The organism is Streptomyces sp. NPDC038200, from assembly GCF_055600785.1.
Map to the genome: position 1 here is coordinate 460,729 of NZ_JBVJYH010000003.1, position 24,570 is coordinate 485,298.

Here is a 24,570-nt window from a genome sequence, read left to right on the forward strand (position 1 = left end):
GGCCCGGGGGCCGCCCGGAGCGTCAGGACGCGGTGCGCAGCAGGTCGGCCACCCGTCGGGCGGTGGCCGCGTCCCGGGCCGCGGTGAACGGCAGGGTGTTGCCGCCGGTGATGCGGAAGGGCTCGCCGGCCAGGGTGAGGTGCGTGCCGCCCGCCTCCTCGACCAGGAGCAGCCCGGCCGCGTGGTCCCAGGCGGCCTCCCAGGAGAACGCCACGGCGTCCGACTCGCCCCGGGCGACGGCGAGATACTCCAGGCCCGCGGAGCCGCACGGGCGCGGGGCGAGGCCGTCGGTCCACAGGGCGCGCAGCGCGCGCTTCTGGTCGTCGGTGGTGTAGTCCGGGTGGGAGGTGGCCACGACGAGGTCCCGGCCGGGCGCGGGCGGGCCCGCGAACAGCCGCTCCCCGTCGAGGAAGGCGCCCTGGCCGCGGACGGCGGTGGCGAACTGGTCGCGCGCCGCCGCGTAGGTCCAGGAGGCGATCACGACGCCCCGCTGGGCGAGGGCCACCAGGGTGCAGAAGCCGTCGTCGCCGTGCACGAACTGGCGGGTGCCGTCGACCGGGTCGACGATCCAGACCGGCGCGTCGCCCTGGAGCGCCTCGTACACCGCCGGGTTGGCGTGCACCGCTTCCTCGCCGACCACCACCGAGCCGGGCAGCAGGGCACCGAGGTGTTCGGTGAGTCGCAGCTCGGCGAGGCGGTCGGCGTCCGTCACCAGGTCGTGCGGGCCGCTCTTCTGGTCCACCTCGTGCGCGGCCAGGCGGCGGAAGCGGGGCAGGATCTCGGCCTCGGCGGCCTTGCGGACCGCTTCCTCCACGTCGGCCGAGCAGCGGGCGAGAAACTCCTCGATGGTTTCCATTTGTTCGATCATGTCACCTATAAGAGCACGGCCCACTGACAATGCCCGCCCCGCGGGTGTCCGCGAGGTGGAATCGGGATGAAGAAAGGGAGTCCCGGCGCGGCCGTCAGCGGCCCACGGCGTACCCCTGCATCCCGCGCGGGTTCGCCGCCGCCGACAGGACGCCGGTCTCCGGGTCCCGGGCGACGGCGCACAACCGCCCCTCGGACCAGGCGGGTCCGACGGTGACGTCGTGCCCGCGCCGGCGCAGTTCCTCGATCACCTCGGGTGCGGTGCGGGACTCCACGGTGACGCTGCCGGGTCGCCGGCCGCGCGGGTGGAAGGAGCTGGGGAAGCTGTCGTTGTGCCAGTTCGGGGCGTCGACGGCGCCCTGGAGGTCGAGGCCGCCGCGGACGGGGGCGCGCAGGGCGGCGGCCAGGAAGAAGTGCAGCTGCCACTGGTCCTGCTGGTCGCCGCCGGGTGTGCCGAACGCCATGACCGGCACGCCGTCGCGCAGTGCGAGGGACGGGGTGAGGGTGGTGCGCGGGCGGCGGCCGGGGGCGAGGGAGGCGGGCAGGCCCTCCTCCAGCCAGGCCATCTGCAGGCGTGTGCCGAGCGGGAAACCGAGTTCGGGCACGACGGGGTTGGACTGGAGCCAGCCGCCGCTGGGCGTGGCCGCGACCATGTTGCCCCAGCGGTCGACGACGTCCAGGTGACAGGTGTCGCCGCGGGTCGTCCCGTCGGCGGCCACCGGGCCGCCGCCGGCCGCCTGCGCCTGTCCGGTCACGTCCGCGACGGCCGGATGGCCGGGCAGCGCCGCGACGGTCGGCTCGCCGGCACCCATCGGGTCGAAGCCGGGACGGGTTCCGGCCGACACGCGCGCGTGCGCCTGCGCGGGCAGTCGCGGGGTGCGGCCGCCGGGACTGCCGGGGCGCAGGTCGTAGGAGGCCCGCTCGCCGATCAGGGCCCGTCGCGCGGCGTTGTAGCCGTCGGACAGCAGGTCGGCGAGGGGTACTTCGGCGGCGTCCCCGTACCAGGCCTCGCGGTCGGCCATGGCGAGCTTGCAGCCCTCGATCAGCAGGTGGACGTAGTCGGCCGAGCCGTACGCGGGCAGCTCGGGCGGGAGCAGGGCGAGCTGCTGGAGCAGGACGGGGCCCTGGCTCCAGGGGCCGGCCTTGCACACGGTCCAGCCGTTCCAGTCGTACGTCACCGGTGTCTCGTAGGTCGCCGACCAGCCCGCCAGGTCGGCCTCGGTGAGCGTGCCCGGGTGCCGTTCGCCGCTGGTGTCCATGGTGGGCCGGCGGGACTGCCGGAGCAGGGCCTCGGCGATGAAGCCGGAGCGCCACACCTCGCGCGCGGCGTCGATCCGGTCCTCCCGGCCGCCCGCGTGCGCGGTCTCGGCCAGCAGCCGCTTCCAGGTGGCGGCGAGCGCGGGGTTGCGCAGCAGCGCGCCGGGCCGCGGTGCCCTGCCGCCGGGCAGGTACAGCTCGGCCGACGAGGTCCACTCGGTCTCGAACAGCCGCCGTACGCTCTCGACGGTCGCGCCGACGTTGTCCACGGGCGCGTGCCCGTGTTCGGCGTATCCGATGGCGTACCCCAGGACGTCGTCCAGGGACTTGGTGCCGTGGTCGCGCAGGAGCAGCAGCCAGGCGTCGAAGGCGCCGGGCACGGCGGCGGCGAGCGGTCCGGTGCCCGGTACGAGGTCCAGCCCGAGCCCCCGGTAGTGGGCCGGGGTGGCGCCCGCCGGGGCCACGCCCTGCCCGCACAGCACGCGCACCGTGCCGCCCGCCGGGGCGAGCAGGATCGGCACTTCGCCGGCCGGGCCGTTGAGGTGGGGCTCCACGACGTGCAGGACGAACGCCCCGGCCACGGCGGCGTCGAAGGCGTTGCCCCCGCCCTCCAGAACCGCCATCGCCGACTGGGAGGCCAGCCAGTGGGTGGAGGAGACCATGCCGAAGGTGCCCTGGAGGGTGGGCCGGGTGGTGAACTGCATCTCTCACCTCGTCGTCGAGGGCCTCGCGCGGAGCGAGCGGCGACGCGTCCGTTCCGCGCCTCGGGGGTGCGGTGCCCCCGCACCAGGCCTGTCGGTTCATCCGGTCGGTGGGCAGGCTATCGAGCACCGGCGCAGGTGATCGGCACGTACGGTCCCGCACCGCCGCTCGGAGTCCCTTCTTCGAGCGCATTCGGGCCTCATCGGGCAGCAGAGACACAGCCGGGAGACAGAAACGATCATTCCGCCGCGAAGGCTCCCCCCGTCCCCTACTTTTCATCGCATGAGCGAACTGACCCCTCTCTCGCCGACCACGACCCTGCGCGACCTGGCTCCCCGGGAGGCATGGCGGGACCTGACCGCCTTCCCCCGCCGGCCCCACGCGGCCGGGCAGACCCTGCTCCGTCAGGGAGAATCCGGGACCCATGTGATTGCGCTGATCCAGGGCATGGTCAAGGTGGTGCGCAGGAGCGTGGACGGCCGGGACAGGCTGCTGTCCTTCCGTGGACCGGGTGACGTGCTGGGCGAGATGGCCGTACAGGACGGCGACACCCGGCTCGCCGACGTACAGGCCATTACGGATTGCAAAGTATCCTGCGTTCCGGCGGCGGCGTTCCGGCGCCTCGTGACGCAGTACGACCTCGCCGGGAAGCTGCACCGGCTCGCCCTGAGCCGCCTGCGGGAGCAGACCCGCGCCGGCGAGGGGGACCTCGATCAGCGGCTCGCGGCAACGCTGCTGCGGCTCATCGCCGTGTCCGGCACGCGCTCCTTCCGCCTCACCCGGCTGGAACTGGCCCAGCACCTCGACGTGGGGCGCGGGTCCGTCAGCGAGGCGCTGCGGCGCCTGGGGCCGGGCGCCGTGCGGGTCGGCCGGACCTCCGTCGAGATCGTGGACGAGCGGGGACTGCACCGTGCGCTGTCCCGACGGTCCGCCGCCTGAGTCGGGGGCCCCGGCGGCACCGCCGGGGCGGACCATGACACGCGTCACGCTCCATCGGTTCTGAGCGAGCAGAACCCCGCCTCCTCCTCCGCGAAGCTCGGAGAGCCGGCCACCGGCACCCCCATCGTCCGCCGCGAGCGAGCCCGACTCCCTTGCTCCCGGCGGGATTTCGCGGAGGAGACACGATGCACGACGGCGGTCCCGCACTGCCCCCGCCCACCACGGCCCCCTACTCCCGCAGCCGCCCGCTCCCCCCGTACCGCGGCCTCCTGGCCGTGGACATGAAGGGCTTCACCGGACGCCCGGCCATCGAGCACGAGATGATCAGCCGGGCGGTGCCCGAACTGATCCGGACCTCGCTGGAGCGCGCCGGGCTGACGGAGGTGTGGAACAGCCGGCTGTTCCCCGCCACCACCGGTGACGGCTACGTCCTGGGCTTCGATCCCGCGCTCATGCCCCTGGTCGTCCACCCGTGGCTCGACACCCTCCAGGACGTCGTCGCGGAACTGAACGTCCACGCGCTCGGCACAGCCCGGATCAGGCTGCGGGTCAGCCTGCACATCGGCCCGCTGCCCGACACCGGGGACGCCTTCTCCGGCAACGGCACGGCACGCAACGACACACACCGCCTGCTCGACTCCCGTCCCGTCAAAGCGGTGCTGGAGCGCTCCAGCGAGAACGTCACCCACGTCGCCGCCATCCTGTCGGACCGCTGCTACCAGGACGCGGTCGCCGGCGGATACACCGGACGGCACCCCGACCGGTTCATCGAGGTCCCGGCGACCGTCGACGGCAGGGCGTTCGCCCAACGGGCCTGGCTCTACGTGCCGTCACCCTCCGGCACACCGCCGAAGACGCGCGTCGCGGCCGGCGCCGCCCCGAAAGACGGTGCCGTCGCGGCACCTCTCACCGTGCTCAGCGCCGAGCGCGGCATCGTCAACACCGGTTCCGTGCAGGGCGGGCAGTACCTCACCAACGTCGACCTGTCCGGCGGTCCGGCCCGGGAGGCGGATCGTGGCGCCTGAGGCCGGTGCCGACGACGACCTCGGCGCGCTGCTACCGGAACTCGCCCGCAGCAAGGGCACACTGATCGTCGCGACCCACGGAACCGTCAACACCGGTGTCGTGCACGGCGATCAACGCCATGCGCCGACTGCCGCGCAGACGGAGGACGGCCGGGAAGCCGTGCTGGTGCGCCAGGGGCCGGTACGGGCGAAGGAGGTGCAGGCGGCCAGCCTCCGCTTCGCGCGGCCCACCGGTTACACCGCGGGACTCGACGTCCTCGATTCCGGCATCCTCTTCGTCTCCGGGGCGCCCCGCACCGGCCGGCAGACGCTGGCCCTCCATCTCCTGGCGAACGGCTGCACCGACCCCGTGCTGGTCCAGGTCGACGGAACCGTGGACCTGGCCCGCTGGCGGCCCCGCCCACGCGATGTGGACGGGTACCTGGTCATGGACCTGAGCGACCCGCTCTCCCTGCGCCCCTGGGACGTGTCCAACCTGGAGGCACATCTGACGAAGGCCGGTGCCCGGCTGGTCGTGGTCCTGGAGGAGGCGCCGGGCCTGGCCCGCGCGCTGGAGGACCGCCTCGGCGTCCGGGTGCTGCGCCACCGGCCGCCGGACCCGGAGGAGGTGTTCTCGCTGCACTTCGCGGGCCTGTGCCCGGACGCCCGGGAGCGGGCCCGCCGGCGGAAGCTGCTCGGGCCGGACACCCTCGCCGCACTCCTGCCGCCCGGGCTGCCCCCGGGCAGCGCGGTCCGGGTGGCCGAGGCCCTGGCGTCCGAGGGCCGGGTGCGCCCCGAGGAGCTGACCGCCCGGCTCGCCACGGCCGAGGCCACCCGGCTCCTGGCCCACGCCGAGGGCGATCCCCACCTCACGGCCCATCTGTTCGCGGTCTGCGTCTACGAGGGGCTGGAGCGGGACACGATTCTCGAACGGGCGGCGGATCTCCTGGCCACGGTCCTGGAGCGGCGGGCCGCACCGGACGAGCCCGGACGACCGGCGACGGTGCCACCGCTCCTCGCCGCCCTCGCACCGGAGGCGACACCGGCGCACCGGATCGCTCGTGCGCCGGCCACCGGCACCGGCCCGCCGCGGCCGGCGGACGCCCCCGCCCGGCCGCGCACCGCACCCGGCCTCCTGACGGCCCTGGGGGCGTCGGCGGACGAGGACGGCGGCGGGGCCGCGACCGTCGCGTTCCCGTGGCCCGGGGTGAGCGAAGCCGTCTGGGACGTGGTGTGCCGGGAACGGCCCGAGGTGCTGCCCCTGTTGCACACCTGGCTGGGCAGCGCCGGGGGCGACGACGAGCAGACCGAACGTGCCGGCCGTGCGATGGCCGCGTGGGCGGAGCGGACGGCGGGACGCAGTCTGGTGCTGCTCCGGGAGGTCGCCCTGGCCGGGCCGGGCACGGCCGTCGCGGTGACGGGGCGCGCCCTCGGCGCCGCGGCGGGCACCCCGCAGACCGCCGGGAAGGCCGGCGCCCTGCTCGAACAGTGGAGCACCGCCCCGGAGACCGCGTTGCGCGCCGCGGTCGTGGCCGCGTGCGGCCACGACGCCGGGGCGGTACCGGTCGGGATCGCCCTGCGCCTGCTGCGGGCGGTCGTGGACACGCTCGGCGACGACGACCACGCGGCGGCGACGGCCCTGGAAGTGGCGCAGACGCTGGTGCGGAGATTCACCACCGGATCCGCGGAGACCAGAGAGGCGACCGTGCGTCATCTGGCCTTGTGGTCCCAGGGCGAGGACGTGGCAGGTCTGCTGGCCGCGCTCACGTTTCCCGCGCTGGTGGCCGAGGACTGCCACTGGTTCGGCGACCGGCTCGCCGCGGGGCGGGAGAGCGCGGCGCGGGTCGTCGGACTGGTCTGCCGGTCGCTCGACGAGGCCACGGCCTTCCCGGCCATGCGGGACGCGCTGCTCCTGTGGTGCTCCCGGGCCGCCGGATCCTCCGCACGACGAGAGGAACAGGTGGCGGAGTTGTTCGCCCGGCTCGTCGACAGCCGCCGGCACGGCTGTCTGCGGCTGCTGATGTCGATCGTGCGTGACGGCGAGGCCACCCCCGGCAGAGCACTCGCCGAACGCTCCCTCGCCGAGTGGCGCGGCGCGGCCGAGCCGGACCCCCACGACTGACCGGTGCGCCCGGTCCCCGTATGCGACAAGGAGAACGAGATGACGTCACCCCCCAGGCCCGCTCTCTTCGACCGCCTCGAAAGGGAGGTGAGGAGCCGGGAGCCGCTGACCGGGCTCCGGCTGGACGACGGCTCCGGCCGTCCGGGCACCGCGCTCACCCCGGGTGAGGCCCGCCCCGTGCTGTACGACCGGTCGGCCCCGCCGGCCGTGCGCTCCGCGCTGTGGCGGCAGATCACCGCGCTCGCCCGCGAGGACACCGACGGAAACGGCTGGCGCCTGGGCGCGGTGTGGCTCGCACTGCCCGGCCTGCGCCGCACAGCCTCCGCCCTCGTCCACCGCTTCGGTGCCGACCGGGACGACGTCGAGGCGGAGTTGGTGACAGGCTGCCTGGAGGCGTTGCGCACGATGGAGCCGCAGGTCGCCGACCCCGGTACGGTCATGCTGCCGTCCGCGTGCACAGGGGCGTGGACCATGGTCCGGCGCACCCGCGCCGAGCGGCCCGTCGAGGACATCGATCTCGCCGCGCGCACCCGCCCCGACGACGGCGCGTGGCAGGCGGAGTTCGACGGACGCGACCGGCCGGACGGCCTCGGCGCGTCCCTGCGGATCACCGTCCCGGCGCACCGGGTGGAGGGCGTGCGCATCGGGGCGCTGGCCGGTGAGTGGGGTCTGACCGACCCGGTCACCGCCGCGCACCGGCTCCGACGGGGCCGCAGGGTGGGAACGCTGTCGCTGCGCGGCCGCCGGAGCCGCGCATGAACGAGCGCGCGCAGAGCCCCCTCACCTTCCGTGAGGTGTTCGACCTGCCGGTCAGTGTGGATCTGAGGACGGCGGCCCGCGCCTTCGGGATGTGCACGGCCACCGCCTACCGGCTGGTCGCCCTCGGCACCTTCCCCTGCGAGACGGTCCGTGTCGGCCGCCGCCACCGGGTGGTGACCGCCCGGCTCCTGACGGCGCTCGGCATCGAGGAGCGGCCCGTGTTCGCCGACGACCTCGCCGACGGTGTGGCCCTGACGCTCTTCGACTGACCGCGACACCCCGGCCGGGCAGGCCGTCCCGCCGCTGCAGCGCCCGGGACGCCCCGGCCACCCTTCCCCTCGGCCCGCCCGGCTGAGCCCCGTCACGTTCCCGCCCGCTTTCTCTTCTCTGGAGGACATCGACCATGACCACGTGCATCGCCCTCGGCCCGCAGGACACCGACCCTCCCGGGGCCCCGGCACCGCACGGCCCGCGTCACCGTTCCGCGCTCTTCTACCGGGAAGTCGTCCGGCCGGTCTGCGAGGAACTGGAGCTCACGCTGATCCGTGCCGAGGACATCGCGGGCTCCGGTCCGCTGAGCAACCGGCTCATCCGTCACCTCGTCGAGGACGACGTCGTGATCGCCGACCTCACCGGGGGCGACCCGTCCGTCGTCTACGGGCTCGGGCTGCGGCACGCCGTCGGCCGGCGCACGGTCCGGCTGGGACAGGCCGGCACCGTACCGGCCGCGCTGGGGGCACTGCCGACCATCGAGTTCCCGCCCCTGCCCGTGGGGGCCGGCGCGGCGCGCGCGCTGCTGAGGGCGGCCCTCGTGGCGGAACTGGACCTGGCCGCCCCGGCGGCGCTCCGCGGCACGGCTGCCGGGGCTCCCCCGGACGGCTTCGGCGGGGCCGTGGACGACACCGGCGGGGCGCCTGCCGTACCCGACGAGCACGACACCGGCGGCGCGCCTGCCGTATCCGACGAGGACGATCCCGGGCTGCTGGAACTGGCGGCCTCGGCGGAGACGGCGATGGAAGCGATGGCCGAGGACATGGCCATGGTGGAAGCGGCCTTCGAGGACCTCGGCGCGATGGCGGAGCTCTCCGGGGAGGAACTGGTCCGGGCAGGGCTGCCGGGCAGGCCGGCCAGCGCCCAGCTGGCGGCGGTCAACCGCTTCGCCAAGTCCATCGAGGGTCCCGCGGACGAACTGGAGGCGGCCGCCCGGCGCTGCGCCGCCCGGATGGAGATCACGATGAGCGCCCTGCGCGCGTTCATGGAATGGGCCCGGGACACCCCGCGAGCCGAGTGGCCGGACAACGTGCCCGAGCTGCTCGACCAAGTGATCGAGCAGGCACTGGACGTCCGGACCGCGGCGGGCGCGGCCGAGCAGATCGGGCCCTCGATGGCGTTGTTCGGCAAGGCCAGCAGCAGGCTGCGCAAGCCGATCCGGAAGATCGGCGCCTCCGTCCACCTGCTGTTCGGAACGCTCTCCCTGTTCGAGGAGTGCGAGACCATGGCGCGCTCGCTCAAGGAGGCGTGACACCCCGCCCCCCGGGGCGAGGAGCCGGCCCGGACCTCCCGGGCCGGCCGCGCGGGTCCGTCGCCCGGCCGTGTCCACACCGTCCGCGCCCGGGCCCCGGGAACACCACGGCCCCCACCCGCGTTGATCTCTTCGGCAGGAACGGAGGCGCCGACGGTGCACGGTGAGTACAAGGTCCCGGGCGGCAAGCTCGTCGTCGTGGACGTGGACGTGGTGGACGGTGCGCTGCGCCATGTGCGCGTGGCGGGTGACTTCTTCCTGGAGCCCGACGAGGCGCTGGACGCGATGAACCGCGCGCTGGAGGGCGCCCCCGCGGACACCGACGCGGCGGGACTGGCGGCGCGGATCGACGCGGCGCTGCCCTCGGGCACGGTGCTGTACGGCCTGACCTCCGAGGGTGTCGGCGTCGCCGTGCGCCGCGCACTGGCGCACGCCACGGACTGGACGGACTACGACTGGCAGCTGATCCACGAGGCCCCGCAGCCGCCGGCACTGCACATGGCGCTGGACGAGGTGCTGACCGCCGAGGTGGCCGCAGGCCGCCGGCCGCCGACGCTCAGGGTGTGGGAGTGGGGCGCCCCGGCGGTGATCATCGGCAGTTTCCAGTCGCTGCGCAACGAGGTGGACCCCGACGGCGCCGCCCGGCACGGCATCGAGGTGGTGCGGCGGATCTCCGGCGGCGGCGCGATGTTCGTGGAACCCGGCAACACGATCACCTACTCGCTGTCGGTGCCGGAGGCCCTCGTGCAGGGGCTGTCCTTCCAGGACAGCTACGCCTATCTGGACGACTGGGTGCTGGGCGCCCTCGGCGACATGGGCATCCGCGCCTGGTACCAGCCGCTGAACGACATCGCCACGGACCAGGGCAAGATCGCGGGCGCGGCGCAGAAGCGGATCGTCGGCCCGGACGGCGGGCCGGGCGCCGTGCTGCACCACGTGACGATGTCGTACGACATCGACGCCGACAAAATGGTCGAGGTGCTGCGCATCGGCCGGGAGAAGCTGTCCGACAAGGGGACGAAGAGCGCGAAGAAGCGGGTCGATCCGCTGCGCCGGCAGACGGGCCTGCCGCGCGAGACGGTCATCGAGCGGATGATCGAGTCGTTCCGCGCACGCTACGGCCTGACGCGGGGCGAGCTGACCGGCGAGGAACTGGCCCGGGCGGACGAGCTGGCGCGCACCAAGTTCACGTCACCGCGGTGGACGGCGCGGGTGCCGTAGCCCGCGCGACGGTGTGGGAGGCGCATAACGGGCAGAGCAGTACGTCGCGAACGCGCTGCCGTGACCGTTCGAGTACGCAGCGAGTTGACACTTCCGCCCCACAGACAGTCGTGTGACACTGTCGTCCCCGTCCACCATGCGGACCCCCTCCGCACCCCCTCCCCCACGAGAAGTGCGCTTGTGCGTTCCCTTCCTCTGCCGCTCGCTCTCACCGCGCGCCTGACCCCGGTCGCGGTACTCGCCTGCGCCGGCTGGGCGCTGACGTCCGGTCCGGCCGCTCCCCCGGCCGTCGCCGGACACCAGACGGCCCGACAGGAGTCGTCCGGCTCCTCCGCCGCACAGCCGTCGTCCACCACGGCGGTGAAGACGTACACCACCGCTCCCGCCCCCTGCGCCGGCGTGCCCGCCGCCACCGTCAAGTCCCTGGTGCCGGGGGCGAAGACGGCCGGCAAGGAGATCCCGTCGACGGACACCGAACTGCGCCGCACCTGCTCCTGGAACGCGCTGCGGGGATACGACTACCGCTGGCTCGACGTGTCGTTCGAGATCAGCAAGTCGGACCAGGAGGCACGAAAGGAGTACGAGCAGCGGGTCGCCGAGAAGAGCGGCGGCGGAGCCGTTCCGGGGCTCGGGGACAGCGGCTACTCCGTCGTGAACCTCACCACGGAGGACAAACAGCAGACCCGTGAGGGCGTGGTGATGGCCCGCGTCGCCAACGCCCTCGTCATCGTCACCTACAGCGGCAGCGACTTCGAGACCAAGAAGGCGCCCGGCACGGACGAGATCAACAAGGGCGCCATCAAGGCCGCGAAGTCCGCGGTCGCCACGCTGGGCGGCGGAAAGGGCTGAACCCCCTCACGCCGGTGCCGGGTCCGCCGGTTCCGCGGGTTCGTCCTCGATGCCGCGGACCACGAAGCTCACCCGGGGGCCGAGTTCGACCCGGTCGCCGTTGCGCAGGCGGACGGCCCGGTCCGGCACCAGGACGCGGTCGTTGACGCGGGTCCCGTTGGTGGCGCCCTGCGCGACCTCGGTCACCCAGGCCGCCCCGTCCGCGGAGTGCTCGACGGTGGCGTGCCGGGCCGAGACCGTGTCCTCCCCGGCCAGGAACACCGACGCCTCGGGCGCCCAGTCGCCGCTGCGGCCCAGCCGGACCCGCCCACCGCGCGGTACGTCCAGATGCCGGCCGCCGACGCGGAACACCAGCCGCAGCACACCGCCCGCCAGCCGCTCCGGCCGGCCGCCCGCGTCGGCCTGCCCGGACCTCCCGACCGGGGCCAGGCACCCGGGGCACACGGTCGTACCGGCCGGCACGACCGTGGCGCACCCCGGGCACCGCTCGCCGACGGGCGGCGGCGCGGACGGGCCGGACGGGCTGGGCGGACCGGGCGGACGGACGGGGGTCGCGACGCCGGAGACGGTCTCCCAGTCGTCGTTCCCCTCGTCGGAATCCGACGTGTCACCGGAATCCCACGCGTCGTCGGTTTCCGGCCGCTCGCCGGAAACCCGCGTGTCCTCGGAATCCCACGTACCGTCGGAGTCCCGCGTGTCGACCGAGTCCCACGCGTCGTCGGAATCCCACGCGTCGTCGGATTCCCCGGTGTCGTCGGAGTCCCACGTGGCGTCGGATTCCCCGGTGTCGTCGGAGTCCCACGTGGCGTCGTCGGGAGCCGGCTGGTCGTGGCGGTCCGGCTCGTCGAAGCGGTCCCAAGCGTCGTCGTCCCGCCCGTCGTCCCGCCCGTCGTCCCGCTCGTCGTCCCGCTCGTCGTCCCGCTCGTCGTCATCCGAGTCGGTTGCCCGCGCCAACGGTGTCTCCCGTCTTCAGGACGACCGTCGATTCCACCCGCCCGCTGTCGGCCTCCCGGACGTCCGTCACCACGACCGTGGTGCCCGGCCCGAGGTCGGACGCGGTGAACAGCTCCCGGGCGAGCGGGTTGATCAGATGTGTCTCCAGCACCATGCCGATGCCCCGGCCGCCGTTCCACTTGTCCCGGGTGCAGTGCTCCAGGAGTTCGCGCCGGGCCTTGTCCTCGATCCGGAGGACGAGCTGGTGGGTCTGGGCCAACTGCCGCTGGATGTTGGAGACCTGGAGATCGAAGATCCGCTCGGCGACGTCGTCGGAGATGAAGTCGAAGACGACGACGTTGCCGCCGATCCGGTTCATCAGCTCCGGCCGGCCGATGACCTGTTCGAAATGCTTCTTCACGTTGTCCCGGACGGTCGTCTCCAGCTCCTTGTACGGCGTTCCGGGTGCCACGATCCACTCGCGCTCACCGGTCTCCGGGTCCGTGCGCTGCACGCCGAGGTTGGAGGTGAAGATGAGCACGCACTCGCTGAAGTAGGTGGTGACGCCCTGACCGTCGGTGAGCCTGCCGTCCTCCAGCACCTGGAGGAACTTGTCGAGGATGCCCTTGTCGGCCTTCTCGATCTCGTCGAAGAGGATGACCCGGAAGGGGTTCTCCCGCACGGCGGAGGTGAGTTCGCCGCCCGCCTCGTAGCCGACGTACCCCGGGGGCGCGCCGACGAGCCGGTCGGCGGAGTGCGCGGCCGAGAACTCGCTCATGTCGAAGCGGAGATACGCCTGGTCGCTGTCGAAGAGGACGGAGGCCACGGCCTTGGCCAGTTCCGTCTTGCCGGTGCCGGTCGGACCGGCGAAGAACAGCACACCGCGCGGCCGGTGCCCGGGGCTGGTGGCCTGCGCACCGGACAGTCCCAGCGCGGCCCGCTTGAGGATGTCCAGAGTCATCGCCACGGCCGCCTCCTGCCCCAGCACGCGCCGGGGGATGGACCGCTCGTCCCTGAGGTCCTCGCCCGCCAGGATGCGCTGCCGGATCTCGTCACGGCTCCAGGGGTTCTTCTCCACGCCGAGCCGGTAGATCCGTACGGCGTCGGGCATGGCGGCGAACGGCAGGCCGCGGGAGCGGGCGAGCTTCACGCTCTCCTCCATGGCCCGCAGGCTCAGTCCGGAGGCCGCCCGGGCGAAGCCGCCCACCGCCCGTGCCGTCTCCCCGGCGTCCGGGTCCGAGGAGCCGTCGCGGGTGCCGTGTCCCACGTACCGCTCGTAGTTCTCGTGGAGGAGGCGGGCCATCGTGGTGCGTTCGTCGGCGTCCGGCTCCGGCACGGCGACCGCGCGGATCCGCTCGCTGCCCGAGAGCAGCCACGCGGGTACGTCCCGCTCGCCCTCGGCCAGCCAGATCACCGGGTTGAACAGGCCCGGCGCCTTCGGTACGACACCGGGGCCGGTCCGGGGCGGCAGCGTCCTGGCCTCGTGGGCCAGTTTGAGGCAGGCGAGGAAGAAGTCCCGTTCGTCGGGGGTCAGCCGGGACGGATCGGTGAGGAGGCGGGAGGCGTGGTCGATCACCAGGGCGACCCGCAGCGGCCGTAGCCGGCGGCCGTCGCGCACCATCTCGTCCCGTTGCTGCGCCCACCCGTCGGTGATGCTCCGCATCCGCTCCAGCACGGCCTGGCGTTGCCGTCCCGGCTGGCCGGGGAACTCGTTCGGCCCCTGGAGCAGTTCCGCCACGGCCGCCTGGGTCCCTCCCTCGCCGGCCTTCGCCACGTGGAAGCCGCTCACCTGGTCGCACAGCACCAGCGCCTCGTAGCCCTTCTTCCGCAGCGGGTTCCACAGCACTTCGAGCAGCGAGCGGAACTCGTCCCGGCCGCGTCGGCGCACCAGGTGCAGATCACGGATGTTGCCGTGCAGGACGTACTGCGCGTGCACGCCGAGCGTTCCGATCAGCTCCTCCACGAAGGGCGGGAGCCGGTCTTCCTTGGACAGGTCCATCGTTCCTCCCCGATGCGCGCTGTTCCGGGCCGCGCGCCGGCCATGGGTGTCGCGGTGCTTTCGGCGACGCCGGGGGCGCCGGTGCTCAGCGCCGTCCGTCGCGGTCCACGGTCCGGTACCGAGGCGCCTCCCCGGGTACGTCCCGACGCGGGCCGGCGCCCCGGTCGGCCTGGTCTGCCTGGTCGCCCTGGTCTGCCTGGTCGAACAGGTCGTCGACCACCACGGCGTCCTCCCCCAGCACTCCCGGCAGCGCCCCTTCGGTGCGTTCGAGGCTGAACTCCAGCCCCAGGCCCAGCAGGCCGGTGATCTCCTCGAACTGGGTGAGCCGCTCCTGGGTCTCGGCGCAGCGGGCGTCGTCCAGGGCGCGCTGTTCCGGGGTCCGCTCGCCCGGACCGCCCCGGTACATGGTCGCCACCCGGAGCCGGCCGTCGACCAGGGTCGCCCTGAGCCAGTGGCCGGGCTCCCAGCCCTCGGGTGTCCAGTCGATGCGGATCTCCTGCCCTTCGGGCCGCCCGGCCCCGGCCTCTCCGCCGAACCTGTCGGCCAGCTCCGCGACGGCGGTGGCGCACTGCTGCCGGACGTAGATCGCCTCCAGGGCGTGCAGCCGCTCCTCCACCCGGCGTTCGACCAGCTCCCGTTCGCCCGGGGTGAGCGGGACGCCCCGGTCGAGGGTCCGTCGCAGCAGCGCCACGGCGTCCGGCGCGGGGGTGAGGTCCTCGGCGCCCTCCGGGGTCTCGTACACGAGGAAGTCGTGGTGCAGCGCGGCGCGTTCCTGGGCTTCGCGTGTCTCCTGCGCCTGCTTGTTGGCGTCCCGGACGAACTTCCGGGCCTCGCCGAGGTGGATGCGCGCCCGGCGGGGGTCGGCGGCGGCGCGGCGTACGGCGTGCCGGACGGCCTGCGCGGCGAGTTCGGCGGTCTCGACGGCGGCGTGGGGGTCCAGTGTGCCCAGGATCTCCGCCCCGGTGCGGCGGACCTCCTCGGGGTCGAGTGCCGTGGAGGCGCGCCGGTCTGCGGGCTGCCGGGGCAGTTGCCGTGCCTCGGCGTCGGCGGTGCGCTCGGCGGAGAACCGCGACAGCGCGCGCTGCCGGCTCGCGCGCAGGGCGGCCTGCCAGTCGTCGTCCTGGTCCTCGTCCAGCCGGAGCAGGGCGGCGAGCCGCTGCTGTTCCCACGCGGCCTGCCGTTCCTCGGCGCGGCGCAGGGCCTCCTCGGCACGGGCCGTCTCCTGCCGCAGTGCGCCGAGCCGCTCCCCGACGGGCGCCAGCGGCGGCGGCAGCTGGGGGTTCGGCGGGGGGCCGGGCGGGCCGCCCCCGGCCGCGGACCGCGCCACCCGCGCCAGCAGGGCGTGCCTGCGGGCGTTGATCCGGGCGGCGGCGAACGCGGCGGCCTGCCACTGCTCCGCGGCCGTGGCCGCCAGTTGCTGCTGCCGTTCGAGGCACCGCTGTTCCTCCGCGGCGCGTACGGCCGCCGTGGCGAGGAGCCGGGTGCCGAGCAGGGCGGCCCGCCCCACGAGCAGGACGCCGCTGAGCGAACCGAGCACCTGGAGTGCCGCGTCCGCGGCCTGGTGGGCGGCGTGCCCGGCGGCGTCGGCCAGGTGGGCGGATGCCTGCCCGGCGGCGTCGTGCAGGTGCAGCATGCCGGTGTGCGGCAGCGCCGCCGGGTCGACGGGCGGCGGGGGCGGTGCGAAGTGCACCGCGGGGGCCACCGTCTGGATCGTGGGCAAGGCGAGCCCCGAACTCATGCCTGATCTCCTGTCGTGTCGCTCGTCGTCCCGGCCCCTCGCCGGGCCGCCCACCGCGCCCGCGCCGCGTGCCACGGCCGCCACGGGCTCCCGCCGCGCCGGCGGGTCCCCGGCCGCCCGGGGCGCGTGCGCCGCCCGTTCCGCACGGTCGGCGCCCCGGCGCCCGTGGTCCCCGGCGCCCCGTCCTCGCGCCGGGCCGCCCACCGCGCGCGCAGGCCGCGCCACAGGCGTGCCGGGCCCCGGTCGCGGCGCCGGGCCGCCCCTCGTGTCCGCAGGCCGCGCCACAGCTGCCGGACGTCCCGCAGGAGGGCCCCCGGCCACGTGCCGTCCCCGTGTCGCCGGCCCCGGCGGTCGCTCCGCAGGCGCCGCCAGGCCCAGCCGCGCCGGACGCTCCACACGGCGACGGCGAGGGCCGAGGCGAGCGGCCACAGCCATGGCGCCACGGCGATCGCGTAGATCCCGGCGAAGCCGGCGAGGACGAGCAGCGCCGCTCCGATCCAGCGGCCCGACCGGGTGCGGGCCAGCCGGCCGGGGCGCTCGGAGCTGCGGATCAGGACGCCCGCGAGGGATCTGGCCGGGTGGTAGAAGGGCGGGCCGATGTACACGGCGGTCCACATCTCCACCACGAACACGAACGCGGCGGCGGGCAGCGCCTCCAGCCAGGCGGTGACGACCGCCTCCTGGGAGGCACGGCCCAGCACGTCCGCGAGGCCGATGACGAAGGTCCAGGGGGCCGTGACGACGGTGGCGCCGAGCAGCGCCCAGCCCAGGGTGGGCAGGCGGTCCATCCGGCGCAGTACGGTGGTGAGTCCGTCCTGGTCGGCCGCGAACAGCCGCGCGCGTTCCCGCTCGGCGCGCTGCGCCCGGAGCGCTTCGGACTCCTCCTTCGCGCGGGCACCGAGCAGGTGGGCGACGACGAGGCGGATGTCGTCGTCCTGCGCGAAGAGCAGCGCGTCGAACCAGGGCACGCGTTCGGGGAACTCCGTGCGGACTTGCCGCAGCGCTCCGGTGAGCCGCTCGCGGGTGCGTTCCGGTTCGCGGGCCAGCTGGAGCAGCCAGGCGTCCACCGCCGTGGTGCGTCGGAGGCCGGCCCGGTCCCGGCGGTCGCGCCGCAGTTCCCTGACGGTGGGCCCCCACCGGTCGCGCAGAACGCGCCACGCGCGGGCGGTCTCGTCCAGCCGGTGGCCGCCCGGCCGCTGGGCGAGTTCACGCAGGACCTCGGGGTGGTCCGCCAGGTGCCGCAGCAGTGCGACGGCGTCGGCGTGCCCGTCCCGGGCCGCCTGGCACAGCCGGCGCATGCCGGGCACGTCCAGGGGGGCGCCGTGCCAGGAGACGTCCAGGCCGGGGCCGAGCCAGTTCAGGAGCCGGACGGTGTCCCCGACGGAGGGGGGCCGCTCCAGAGTCCCGCGCAGGGCGGCGAGCCGGCTCAGCTCCTCGGGGCTGCGGTTGCCGACGGTCGTGAACTGGCCCAGCCACTCGACCAGCCGGGCCCGGTCGGTGTCGTCGGCGAGCATGTGTGCCGCCGAGACGTGGTTCTGGTCCAGGTGGACGGCGAGCCGTTCGGTCCCGGTGAACTCCTGGCCCATGAAAGGGAAGGGCCGGAGCACGGGGCGGTCGGGGTCGTCGGGGAAGATCCGCCCGTCGGTGCGCGGGGCGACGTCGGGGTTCTCGCCGCGCAGCCATTCGCCCACCTCGCTCGCCTGCCAGCGGTGCTCCGGTGCCCGGGTGAGCAGGCCCTCGCAGAGCCGGCGGGTCCGCCCGTGCGTGATGCCCGTGACGTCGGGGTCGTGTGTGGCGATCTCCGCGAGCACGTCCTCGTCCCGGCGGAACTCGATGGGGTGCCGGCCGAGGGCCAGTTGGGCGACGACCATGCCGAGCGACCACCAGTCGCCCGCCTCGGAGACGGTCTGCCGGAGCAGTCCGGCCTCCGGCGCGAGGTAGAGGGGTTTGCCGCGCCAGTCGGTCCGGGGCTCCGACGCCTCGTCGGGCCGGTGGACGGCGGCGCCGAAGTCGACGAGGACGAGGTCGACCGTGTCGCCGCGCCGGCTCTGCACCATGATGTTGTCGGGCGTGATGTCCCGGTGGACGACGCCTCGTTCGTGCAGGGTGCCGACGGCACGGTGGAGCTGGCGGACCACCGCCCGGACGGCGTCCGGGGGCAGGCCGTCGGGGTGGTCCTCGTGGTACCTCTCCAGCGTCTCCTCGCCGTGCGACCAGTACAGGTGCCAGGGGTGTCCGTGCGCGTCACCGGTCTCGAGGAGGCGTTCCAGATGGGAATCCGGGCGCTCGCCGAGTTCCCGGAGCTCGTGTTCCACGTCCGGATCGGGGGCGTGCAGCCGGTGGTACCACTTGAGGACCAGGGGTATCTGCTCCGCACCGTGGCGTGCCGTCAGATCGCGGACACGCAGGACGACCGGCTCGGCGGGGCGCTCCGCCTCGGAGAGCACGGAGACGAGCAGGAATCGGTCCGCCAGTTCGGGCGGTACCTCGGCGCGGACGGGACGGGTCTCGTTGACCCGCGCATTGGTGAATCCCCCGTCCCCGGGGTCGACGAATCGGGTGGGCGGTGTGGTCGTCATCTTCCGGCCTTCCGGGAAACGCGCTGGGTGAACCGGGGGGCCACAATGCGGAACGAACGGGCCCGACGCACGGGCCACGGAACGAAGAACATATCCCGATTCCCCGGCGTCGACGGGGAGTTTCCCGGATCTTCAGTGAATCCCCGGCCGGGGCTACCATGCGCATCATGCACCCCCTGCCCCCGCACGAAAGCCTCGTCGCAGAACTCAGGGAGCTGAGGCGCCGCGGCCTGCCCGGACTGCGCCACTGCACCAGGGACGCGCTGCGCCAGGCCGCGATCGCGGCCGGCCTGTGCACCGGGCCGGACGACGAGCAGACCGGGATCGAGGAGCTGCTGAGCGCCGCGGTGCGGCGGCTGGCCGGCGGGCGTCCCGTGCGGGACGACGAGTCCTGCGATCCGCTGGCCCGCGCCGCCGCCCACTCCTTCGGCATCTTCGCCGCGCGCCGCGGGGTCCCCGGCACCGATCGCCGCAAGGCCGCGGCGGGCGTCTACGGCGTGACCACCGAACGCTTCCGCAAGAGCCAGGAACGCGATGTCATCGCCGAACTCGCGGCGGCGATCCTGGCCGTGGCCCGGGAGGCGAACACCGGCGAGACGGCCGGCCGGCGCCCCGAGGTCGTACGGGAGCCGGGACCGCCGGCGCCGACGGCACCCCCGGTGCACGCGGCACCGCCGGCGGGCGGACTCGCGTCGCGGCGCCCCCCGGGCGCCCGGGCGGCCACCGCCGCGCCGGCCGCTCCGGCGGGCCGGATAACCGTCCGGGTCTGCCCGATCGAGGAGGTGCGGGACGTGGACATCCTGGTCTCCTCGGAGAACACCTATCTGGAGATGTCCAAGACCTTCCGCCCCACCGTCTCCGGCGCCCTGCGGCGGGCCGCCGCCCTCCGGGACGCCGCGGGCGAGATCGTGGACGACGTCCTCTCCCGGGAGCTGAACGTGTGGCAGCGGACGCACGGCAGGACGGGCATGCCCGTGCGGCCGGGCACGGTCGTCGCCACGTCCTCCGGCGCCCTGGCCGCACAAGGGGTGCGGCGCATCCACCACGCGGCGATCGCCACCCCGGTCGGCGACGGCGACCGCTACCACGTGTCCCCCGCCGTGCTGGGCGAGGCGGTGCGTACGTCCTTCGAACTGGCCCGCCACGAGAGCGAGTTCCTCTCTCTGCCGATGTCCTCGATCTGCTTCCCGCTGCTGGGCAGCGGGCGGGGCGGACTGCCCGTCGAGACGGTGGCCCGCCGGCTGCTCGACGCGATCCGGGAGGAGCTGCGCCGCGACCCGTCCTGGTCGGTGCTGCTGGTGACGCCGGAGGAGAGCCGCGCCCGGCTGCTCATGGCCGCCAGCTCCGCTCCGTGAAGCCCATCCCGTCGTCCCGCAACCGCCGCTCCAGGGCGGCCAGTTCGCCGCGCAGCGGGACGCCGTAGAGCCGTAGCCGCCCGTCCTCGCCGGAGACGGCCTGGAGGCGCGGGCCCGGCGACTCCCCGGCCAGGTACGGGGCGTAGCGGAGGGCGCCCCGCGGTGTCAGCGGGACGAGGCGCTGGTTGGCCGAGCCGCGCCAGGGCAGCCGGGTGGGTTCCGCCACCCGGAACCGGCCGGTGACCACGGCGTCGGCGCCGTGGAGGGCGGTCCGGCGCTCCGGGGTCAGTTCCGCGGCGTCGTACCCCGTGTACACCAGCAGGTCGGCGGGGTGGGGCCCGGCGCTCCCCTCGTGCCGCCGGGCCCCGTCCCGCAGGCGTGCCGCGCCGGCCAGGAGTTCCGCGAGCGCCGCCGCCTGCTGGAGGGGCTCGCCGCCGCTGACCGTGAGGCCGTCCGCGCCGTCGGCGAGGGCTCGCTGCCATGTCGCGAGCACCGCGGCGACCGTGGTGCGCGTCCCGCCCTCCGGATCCCAGGTGTGCCGGGACATGCATCCGGCGCAGGCCAGCGTGCAGCCCTGGAACCAGACGCCGAGCCGTTTTCCGGGGCCCAGCGTTTCGAGCGGGTAGTGCGTCCCGTCGAGGCGCAATTCCACGGCATCTCCTCCTCGCACCGGCTTGGAGTATCCAGGGCGGCAAGGGGCGCCCGCAATTGCCGGAAGGCCGCCGTCCGGCTCTTGGCCGGGCGGGATCCGGTTGTTTTCCGGAACACAGCAAAGACTGATCGGTTTCCCCCAAAACAGCCGTCCCCCGAGGGGTTTTGCTCCGCTACTCTCTCCCCATCGCGGCGCCTTCCCACCCGGACCGCCCGCGACGAATGGGGGCTCTTCGAAAATGATCAACAAAGGTCGAATAAATGTCCGGGTCCGACGGCTGAAAGCGGGGCGCCTCTCTTCGGCACGCGCCCGGTTTCACGGCCGCCGGGACGCGGCCGGTCTCCGGGAATTCCTGGCGGACGTGGCGGCGGGCGGCACTCCGGCCGACGAAAGTCTGCCGCCGTACATCCTGGGCCTGCGCGCACAGGTGGGGCGCAGCTCCGCTCGGCTGCGTTCCCGTACGCTCGCGGCGCACCGCGCGCTGCACATCCGGATCCACGCCGAGTCGGTGCGGGTGGTGACCCAGTACACCGTGCGGGGCGAGCCGGCACCGGCCGCACTCGCCCGGTTCGGGCAGATGGTCGGGGCATGGCGCTCGGCCGCCTCCGTGTGCCGGCAGCAGGCGCAGCAACTCGCCGACGAGGCGAACCAGTTGATGGCCTGCTACTGGGACGCCGCCTGGACCCGCACCCAGCGCGACGGCCAGGTCAGCGAGCCACGGCCCACGGGCTGGCTGCCCGGGCAGATCACCCTGGACCGCACCTGGGCCCGGCTCGACGACGGCCTGCTCAGCGACCGCTGGTACGCCCCGGAGCGGGCCGGGCACGACGCCGACCCGTCGGCCGTCGCCCAGGCACTGCACATCCTCGACCACCAGGCGGCGCTCGGCGGCGGCACCACGAGCGGCGCGCGGCGGGGCTGACCCGTCTCCCCCCGCTCGCCGTCCGCCGCCTCTCAGCTCCCCGTCTCCCAGGAAGGCCAAGGAACGTCATCGTGCATCACTCGGCCCGGACCGCCCGCCGGTCCACCACCCGCGCCGCCCGCCGGTTCGCCCTCGTCGTCCCGCTGGTGTGCGCGCTCTCCGCTCTCGTGTCCTGCAGCAAGCAGGAGGAAGCCCTCTCCACGCCCTGCGGGGTGGTCGTCGACGGTTCGGGGTCGGCCGCCGCGGTGAAGGAGGGATTCGACTCGGAGGCCAAGCTCAAGGACAGCCTCGTCGAGTTCCTCACCGACCAGAAGTGCGGAACCGTCGACTACGCCCCCATCACCCGCTCCTCGCGCAGCTCCTCGTGCCAGCAGCGCCAGGTGGACCTCGACCCTCCGCACGACGCCAACACCGACCAGAAGGTCCAGCGGGCCGCCGCCCAGCGCGACGCGGCCGTCGCCGCGCTCGCCGAACTCAAGTGCGCGCGCACGCAGAACGGGTCGGACGTGTGGGGGGCGCTGGCCCGCATCGGGGAGGCCGTGCCCGACGACGGCGACACGCCGAAGCTGCTCGTCGTGAGCGACTTCGCCCAGGCCGACCCGGAGTTCCTCCTGTCCCACCAGGACCTCACCACCGAGGCCAAGAGGTCCGGGGTCATCGACTCGCTCGTGAAGAAGCGGGGCCTGCCCGGCATCGAGGGAATGGACGTCTTCCCCGTCGGGCTCGGTATGCAGTACGGCAGGAAGCCCAGTGAGGCCGACGACTTCGAGTCCTTCTGGGTCCAAGCCCTCGAAGGGAGGGCCAAGGCACATGTCGACAACGAGTACAGGCGCTGACGGACGGCAGCCGCTCCGGCGGCGGCTCACCCGCTATGTGCCGCTTCCGGGACGGTCGGCCCAGCAGACCCCACGGCCCGGTTCCGGCGCCGCCACCGGCGGGCTCGCCGGCCGCCGCCCCCTGGTCCTCGACGCCGGGGACGGCGGCAGCCTGCTCTCCGACGCCTGGAAGCGGGGGCGGCAGGCCGGCAAGCGGAAGACGCTGGACCCGTGGGTGCTCAACAGCGGCGACCGGCTGCCCTACTTCGCCGAGCTGGCTTCCCTTCGGGACGCCGTGGTCCACCGGATCGAGGAGGAGCTGAGTCTGCGCGAGGAGGAGGTCCGCCTCCAGGACGCCCAGGCGGCCTCCGACGTGACCTCGGGGGAAGAGGAGACCAGGCTCCTGGACGAGCGTCTGCGGGAGGCCGATCAGGACATCGAGGCGGCCAGGGATCAGCTCAACCTCCTGGCGGTCCGTTCCTCTCGCTGGCTGCGCTTCCGGGACCGGCTGCGCGAACGGGTGGAGGAACGCTGGCTCCGCGCCCGCTTCCCCGACCCGCCCGCCCGCCCGGCCGGCCCCGCCGCGGGCCCGGCCGGACCCGGTCTCCCGGAGGACGGCCCCGACCGGGCGGAGGACACCGACGCGGGCGACGACTGGCAGTCGGTGTCCACGGCCGGTACCGCCCCGGACGACACCTCGTTCGCCGGGCTGCGGGAGGAGTACCGCGCCGCCCGGCGGGAGACCGGCCTGAGCGAGTCGGCCGAGGGCTGGGAGGGGTTCGCGGTCCGTCCCGGGCTGCCCCGGTGGCTGACCCTGGTCCTGTTGTTCGTCATCATGGCCGTGGAGGTGCCGGTCTACTGGGTCGCCTACCAGCCCTTCCACGGGGTCGGCAGCACGAGCGGGGATCTGCTGTCCGGCACGCTCGCCGTCTCGTCCGCCGTCATCATGCTGATCCTGCCGCACCTGGCGGGGCACATGCTGCGGTGGCGCTCGGCGACCGGATCGCCGCGCAGCGGCTGGCTTCCGTCCCTGTCGCTGCTCGGCGTGTGGGGCGGCCTGACCTGGCTGCTGGGCACGCTGCGCGCCAAGTTCGTGATGCAGCACGACACTCCGGCCCGCGCCGCCGAGGACGCCGCGGGCTTCCGCGGGCTGGGCGGCTCGTCCGCCGACACCACCACCCTGGTGGACCGGCTGCACCTGACGACCCAGACGGTGACCTGGCTGTTCTGCGCGCTGCTGCTCCTCTCGGGCGGCGTCGGGTTCCTGCTCGGCCTGTTCCGGGAGCACCCGTTCCTCGACGCCTACCGTACGGCGGTGGAACGGCGCGCGGAGCTGCAACAGCGGCGCGAGCAGAGCATCACCGCGACCGAGCGGGCCCGGGCGGCACAGCAGACGGCCGACGACCGGCAGCGGGACCGCAGGGAGGCCGCGAACGAGCGGATCGCCGCGGCCCGCCAGCTGTACGAGGCCGCCGCCCACGAGTACCTCGACGGGGTGCGGGACGCCGCGAAGGATCCCGCCGTCACGGAATCGGCGATGCGCCTGTCCCGGAACTGGCCGCTGCTGCCGGCGCCGGCGCGGAACCGCTGAGACGCGGGCCGCGAGGGCCCGCACCGCGACCGCCCCGGCCCCCTGGTGAGAGGGGGGCCGGGGCGGTCGCGTGTCCTCGGGTTCCGGGTCGGTGCGGTGCCCGCTCACTCCTCCGGGACGGAGACGACCGCGTTCAGCGGCGCCAGCAGCCGGTTGACCTTGTCCACGTCGTCCGCCGAGGCCAGCCGCAGCCGGTCCCGCGGGCGGGGGTCCAGGGGCGGGTCCGGGCAACGGTCCTCGAACAGCAGGAGCGCGTTGCGCGGCCGGCAGCGTTTGGACGTCCACCACAGGCCCTGGACATCGCCGCAGCGTTCCCGGATCACCCGTACCCAGTACCGGGTGCCGGCGTAGTCCTCGGTGTCGATCAGCCAGTCGTCCTGCCACACCGCGGCCAGCCCCTCCGCGGTCGTGAGGTCCACTAGGGACAGGTCCACCGTGGTGCGGACCGCGGAGAGCACGTACCGGGACGCCTGCGCCCACGGGATCTGGCGCACCCCGCCGGCACCGTACTCGACCGATCGCAGCAGGACCTCGCACAGGGCGGTGACCGGGTCGAGGGCGGCGTACAGGTACGGATAGGGGTCCTTCTCCGTGGGGTCGAAGCGGCTGCCGTGGAAGAGCTCGTGCGCGACGTTCGGGTTGAACTCGCCCGCCTCGTACTGCTCCTCGTGGCACCGCCACAGCACGGTCCCCGCCGTGAGCGTGTGGCACCTCGGCTTCATGACGGCGTCCACGGGCGGCACC

20 protein-coding genes are annotated in these 24,570 nt (G+C 74.3%); 12 read left to right on the forward strand and 8 right to left on the reverse strand.

The genetic code is table 11. The features are described from left to right. Positions 1-22: 22 nt before the first annotated feature. Positions 23-868, reverse strand: coding sequence for an inositol monophosphatase family protein (locus ACZ7KF_RS09465; RefSeq protein ID WP_471070712.1), 846 nt, complete (start codon positions 866-868; stop codon positions 23-25). A 94-nt stretch (positions 869-962) separates the two neighbouring features. Then, on the reverse strand, positions 963-2,828 hold the full coding sequence (locus ACZ7KF_RS09470) for a gamma-glutamyltransferase family protein (protein WP_471070715.1): 1,866 nt from the start codon (positions 2,826-2,828) through the stop codon (positions 963-965). Positions 2,829-3,108: 280 nt separating this feature from the next. Here ACZ7KF_RS09470 and ACZ7KF_RS09475 point away from each other — a divergent pair, with 280 nt between their 5' ends. The 8 genes from ACZ7KF_RS09475 (at position 3,109) to ACZ7KF_RS09510 (ending at position 11,242) form a co-directional block, all read left to right on the forward strand. Then, positions 3,109-3,765, forward strand: a complete 657-nt coding sequence (locus ACZ7KF_RS09475) for a Crp/Fnr family transcriptional regulator (protein ID WP_471070717.1) — start codon at positions 3,109-3,111, stop codon at positions 3,763-3,765. 185 nt (positions 3,766-3,950) lie between these two features. Next, positions 3,951-4,790 carry a hypothetical protein gene (locus ACZ7KF_RS09480; protein ID WP_471070719.1) on the forward strand — a complete coding sequence of 280 codons (840 nt, stop codon included), beginning with the start codon at positions 3,951-3,953 and terminating at the stop codon, positions 4,788-4,790. Further along, positions 4,780-6,891 (forward strand): serine/threonine-protein kinase, encoded by a 2,112-nt coding sequence (locus ACZ7KF_RS09485; protein ID WP_471070721.1) that lies wholly within the window; start codon positions 4,780-4,782, stop codon positions 6,889-6,891. The genes ACZ7KF_RS09480 and ACZ7KF_RS09485 overlap by 11 nt, the downstream gene beginning before the upstream one ends. A gap of 39 nt (positions 6,892-6,930) precedes the next feature. Next, a complete protein-coding gene (locus ACZ7KF_RS09490) occupies positions 6,931-7,650 on the forward strand; it encodes a hypothetical protein (protein ID WP_471070723.1) in 720 nt (239 codons plus the stop codon). Beyond that, a complete protein-coding gene (locus tag ACZ7KF_RS09495) occupies positions 7,647-7,919 on the forward strand; it encodes a DNA-binding protein (RefSeq protein WP_471070726.1) in 273 nt (90 codons plus the stop codon). Before ACZ7KF_RS09490 ends, ACZ7KF_RS09495 begins: the two co-directional genes overlap by 4 nt. Before the next feature lie 134 nt (positions 7,920-8,053). Then, on the forward strand, positions 8,054-9,172 hold the full coding sequence (locus tag ACZ7KF_RS09500; RefSeq protein ID WP_471070729.1) for a hypothetical protein: 1,119 nt from the start codon (positions 8,054-8,056) through the stop codon (positions 9,170-9,172). 156 nt (positions 9,173-9,328) lie between these two features. Beyond that, entirely contained in the window at positions 9,329-10,393 is a 1,065-nt protein-coding gene (locus ACZ7KF_RS09505) for a lipoate--protein ligase family protein (protein ID WP_471070732.1), read from the forward strand. A gap of 180 nt (positions 10,394-10,573) precedes the next feature. Next, positions 10,574-11,242 carry a hypothetical protein gene (locus ACZ7KF_RS09510; protein ID WP_471070734.1) on the forward strand — a complete coding sequence of 223 codons (669 nt, stop codon included), beginning with the start codon at positions 10,574-10,576 and terminating at the stop codon, positions 11,240-11,242. A gap of 6 nt (positions 11,243-11,248) precedes the next feature. On the opposite strand, the gene ACZ7KF_RS09515 is transcribed toward ACZ7KF_RS09510, so the two are convergent. The 4 genes from ACZ7KF_RS09515 to ACZ7KF_RS09530 form a co-directional block, all read right to left on the reverse strand. Beyond that, positions 11,249-12,196, reverse strand: a complete 948-nt coding sequence (locus tag ACZ7KF_RS09515) for an FHA domain-containing protein (protein ID WP_471070736.1) — start codon at positions 12,194-12,196, stop codon at positions 11,249-11,251. Continuing rightward, a complete protein-coding gene (locus ACZ7KF_RS09520; RefSeq protein WP_471070739.1) occupies positions 12,171-14,174 on the reverse strand; it encodes an AAA family ATPase in 2,004 nt (667 codons plus the stop codon). Before ACZ7KF_RS09520 ends, ACZ7KF_RS09515 begins: the two co-directional genes overlap by 26 nt. 85 nt (positions 14,175-14,259) lie before the next feature. Continuing rightward, positions 14,260-15,912 carry a hypothetical protein gene (locus ACZ7KF_RS09525; RefSeq protein WP_471070742.1) on the reverse strand — a complete coding sequence of 551 codons (1,653 nt, stop codon included), beginning with the start codon at positions 15,910-15,912 and terminating at the stop codon, positions 14,260-14,262. Then, a complete protein-coding gene (locus ACZ7KF_RS09530; RefSeq protein ID WP_471070745.1) occupies positions 15,909-18,491 on the reverse strand; it encodes a protein kinase domain-containing protein in 2,583 nt (860 codons plus the stop codon). Before ACZ7KF_RS09530 ends, ACZ7KF_RS09525 begins: the two co-directional genes overlap by 4 nt. Positions 18,492-18,658: 167 nt before the next feature. Here ACZ7KF_RS09530 and ACZ7KF_RS09535 point away from each other — a divergent pair, with 167 nt between their 5' ends. Then, complete coding sequence (locus tag ACZ7KF_RS09535; protein ID WP_471070748.1) at positions 18,659-19,846, forward strand: macro domain-containing protein; 1,188 nt, start codon at positions 18,659-18,661, stop codon at positions 19,844-19,846. Here the strand turns inward: ACZ7KF_RS09535 and ACZ7KF_RS09540 are convergent. Then, the gene (locus ACZ7KF_RS09540) at positions 19,821-20,498 is read right to left on the reverse strand and encodes a 4Fe-4S single cluster domain-containing protein (protein WP_471070750.1); all 678 of its coding nucleotides are present in this window, start codon (positions 20,496-20,498) and stop codon (positions 19,821-19,823) included. The two genes, ACZ7KF_RS09535 and ACZ7KF_RS09540, sit on opposite strands and share 26 nt — an antisense overlap. A gap of 361 nt (positions 20,499-20,859) precedes the next feature. On the opposite strand from ACZ7KF_RS09540, the gene ACZ7KF_RS09545 reads away from it, so the two are divergent. The 3 genes from ACZ7KF_RS09545 to ACZ7KF_RS09555 all read left to right on the forward strand — a co-directional run bounded on the left by ACZ7KF_RS09545 (position 20,860) and on the right by ACZ7KF_RS09555 (position 23,826). Further along, positions 20,860-21,420, forward strand: coding sequence for a hypothetical protein (locus ACZ7KF_RS09545; protein ID WP_471070753.1), 561 nt, complete (start codon positions 20,860-20,862; stop codon positions 21,418-21,420). A 71-nt stretch (positions 21,421-21,491) separates the two neighbouring features. Continuing rightward, the gene (locus tag ACZ7KF_RS09550; RefSeq protein WP_471070756.1) at positions 21,492-22,256 is read left to right on the forward strand and encodes a hypothetical protein; all 765 of its coding nucleotides are present in this window, start codon (positions 21,492-21,494) and stop codon (positions 22,254-22,256) included. Continuing rightward, positions 22,231-23,826: a hypothetical protein gene (locus ACZ7KF_RS09555; protein ID WP_471070758.1), complete on the forward strand. Its 1,596-nt coding sequence runs from the start codon at positions 22,231-22,233 to the stop codon at positions 23,824-23,826. The genes ACZ7KF_RS09550 and ACZ7KF_RS09555 overlap by 26 nt, the downstream gene beginning before the upstream one ends. Before the next feature lie 104 nt (positions 23,827-23,930). Here ACZ7KF_RS09555 and ACZ7KF_RS09560 read toward each other — a convergent pair whose 3' ends face one another. After that, positions 23,931-24,560, reverse strand: coding sequence for an RES family NAD+ phosphorylase (locus ACZ7KF_RS09560; protein WP_471070761.1), 630 nt, complete (start codon positions 24,558-24,560; stop codon positions 23,931-23,933). Between the last annotated feature and the right edge of the window lie 10 nt (positions 24,561-24,570).

Coding starts and splice junctions, on each gene's coding strand:
- ACZ7KF_RS09465 (WP_471070712.1), bottom strand. CDS start 868: ATGATCGAACAAATGGAAACCATCGAGGAGTTTCTCGCCCGCTGCTCG.
- ACZ7KF_RS09500 (WP_471070729.1), top strand. CDS start 8,054: ATGACCACGTGCATCGCCCTCGGCCCGCAGGACACCGACCCTCCCGGG.
- ACZ7KF_RS09520 (WP_471070739.1), bottom strand. CDS start 14,174: ATGGACCTGTCCAAGGAAGACCGGCTCCCGCCCTTCGTGGAGGAGCTG.
- ACZ7KF_RS09530 (WP_471070745.1), bottom strand. CDS start 18,491: ATGACGACCACACCGCCCACCCGATTCGTCGACCCCGGGGACGGGGGA.
- ACZ7KF_RS09480 (WP_471070719.1), top strand. CDS start 3,951: ATGCACGACGGCGGTCCCGCACTGCCCCCGCCCACCACGGCCCCCTAC.
- ACZ7KF_RS09490 (WP_471070723.1), top strand. CDS start 6,931: ATGACGTCACCCCCCAGGCCCGCTCTCTTCGACCGCCTCGAAAGGGAG.
- ACZ7KF_RS09555 (WP_471070758.1), top strand. CDS start 22,231: ATGTCGACAACGAGTACAGGCGCTGACGGACGGCAGCCGCTCCGGCGG.
- ACZ7KF_RS09495 (WP_471070726.1), top strand. CDS start 7,647: ATGAACGAGCGCGCGCAGAGCCCCCTCACCTTCCGTGAGGTGTTCGAC.
- ACZ7KF_RS09535 (WP_471070748.1), top strand. CDS start 18,659: ATGCACCCCCTGCCCCCGCACGAAAGCCTCGTCGCAGAACTCAGGGAG.
- ACZ7KF_RS09525 (WP_471070742.1), bottom strand. CDS start 15,912: ATGAGTTCGGGGCTCGCCTTGCCCACGATCCAGACGGTGGCCCCCGCG.
- ACZ7KF_RS09475 (WP_471070717.1), top strand. CDS start 3,109: ATGAGCGAACTGACCCCTCTCTCGCCGACCACGACCCTGCGCGACCTG.
- ACZ7KF_RS09470 (WP_471070715.1), bottom strand. CDS start 2,828: ATGCAGTTCACCACCCGGCCCACCCTCCAGGGCACCTTCGGCATGGTC.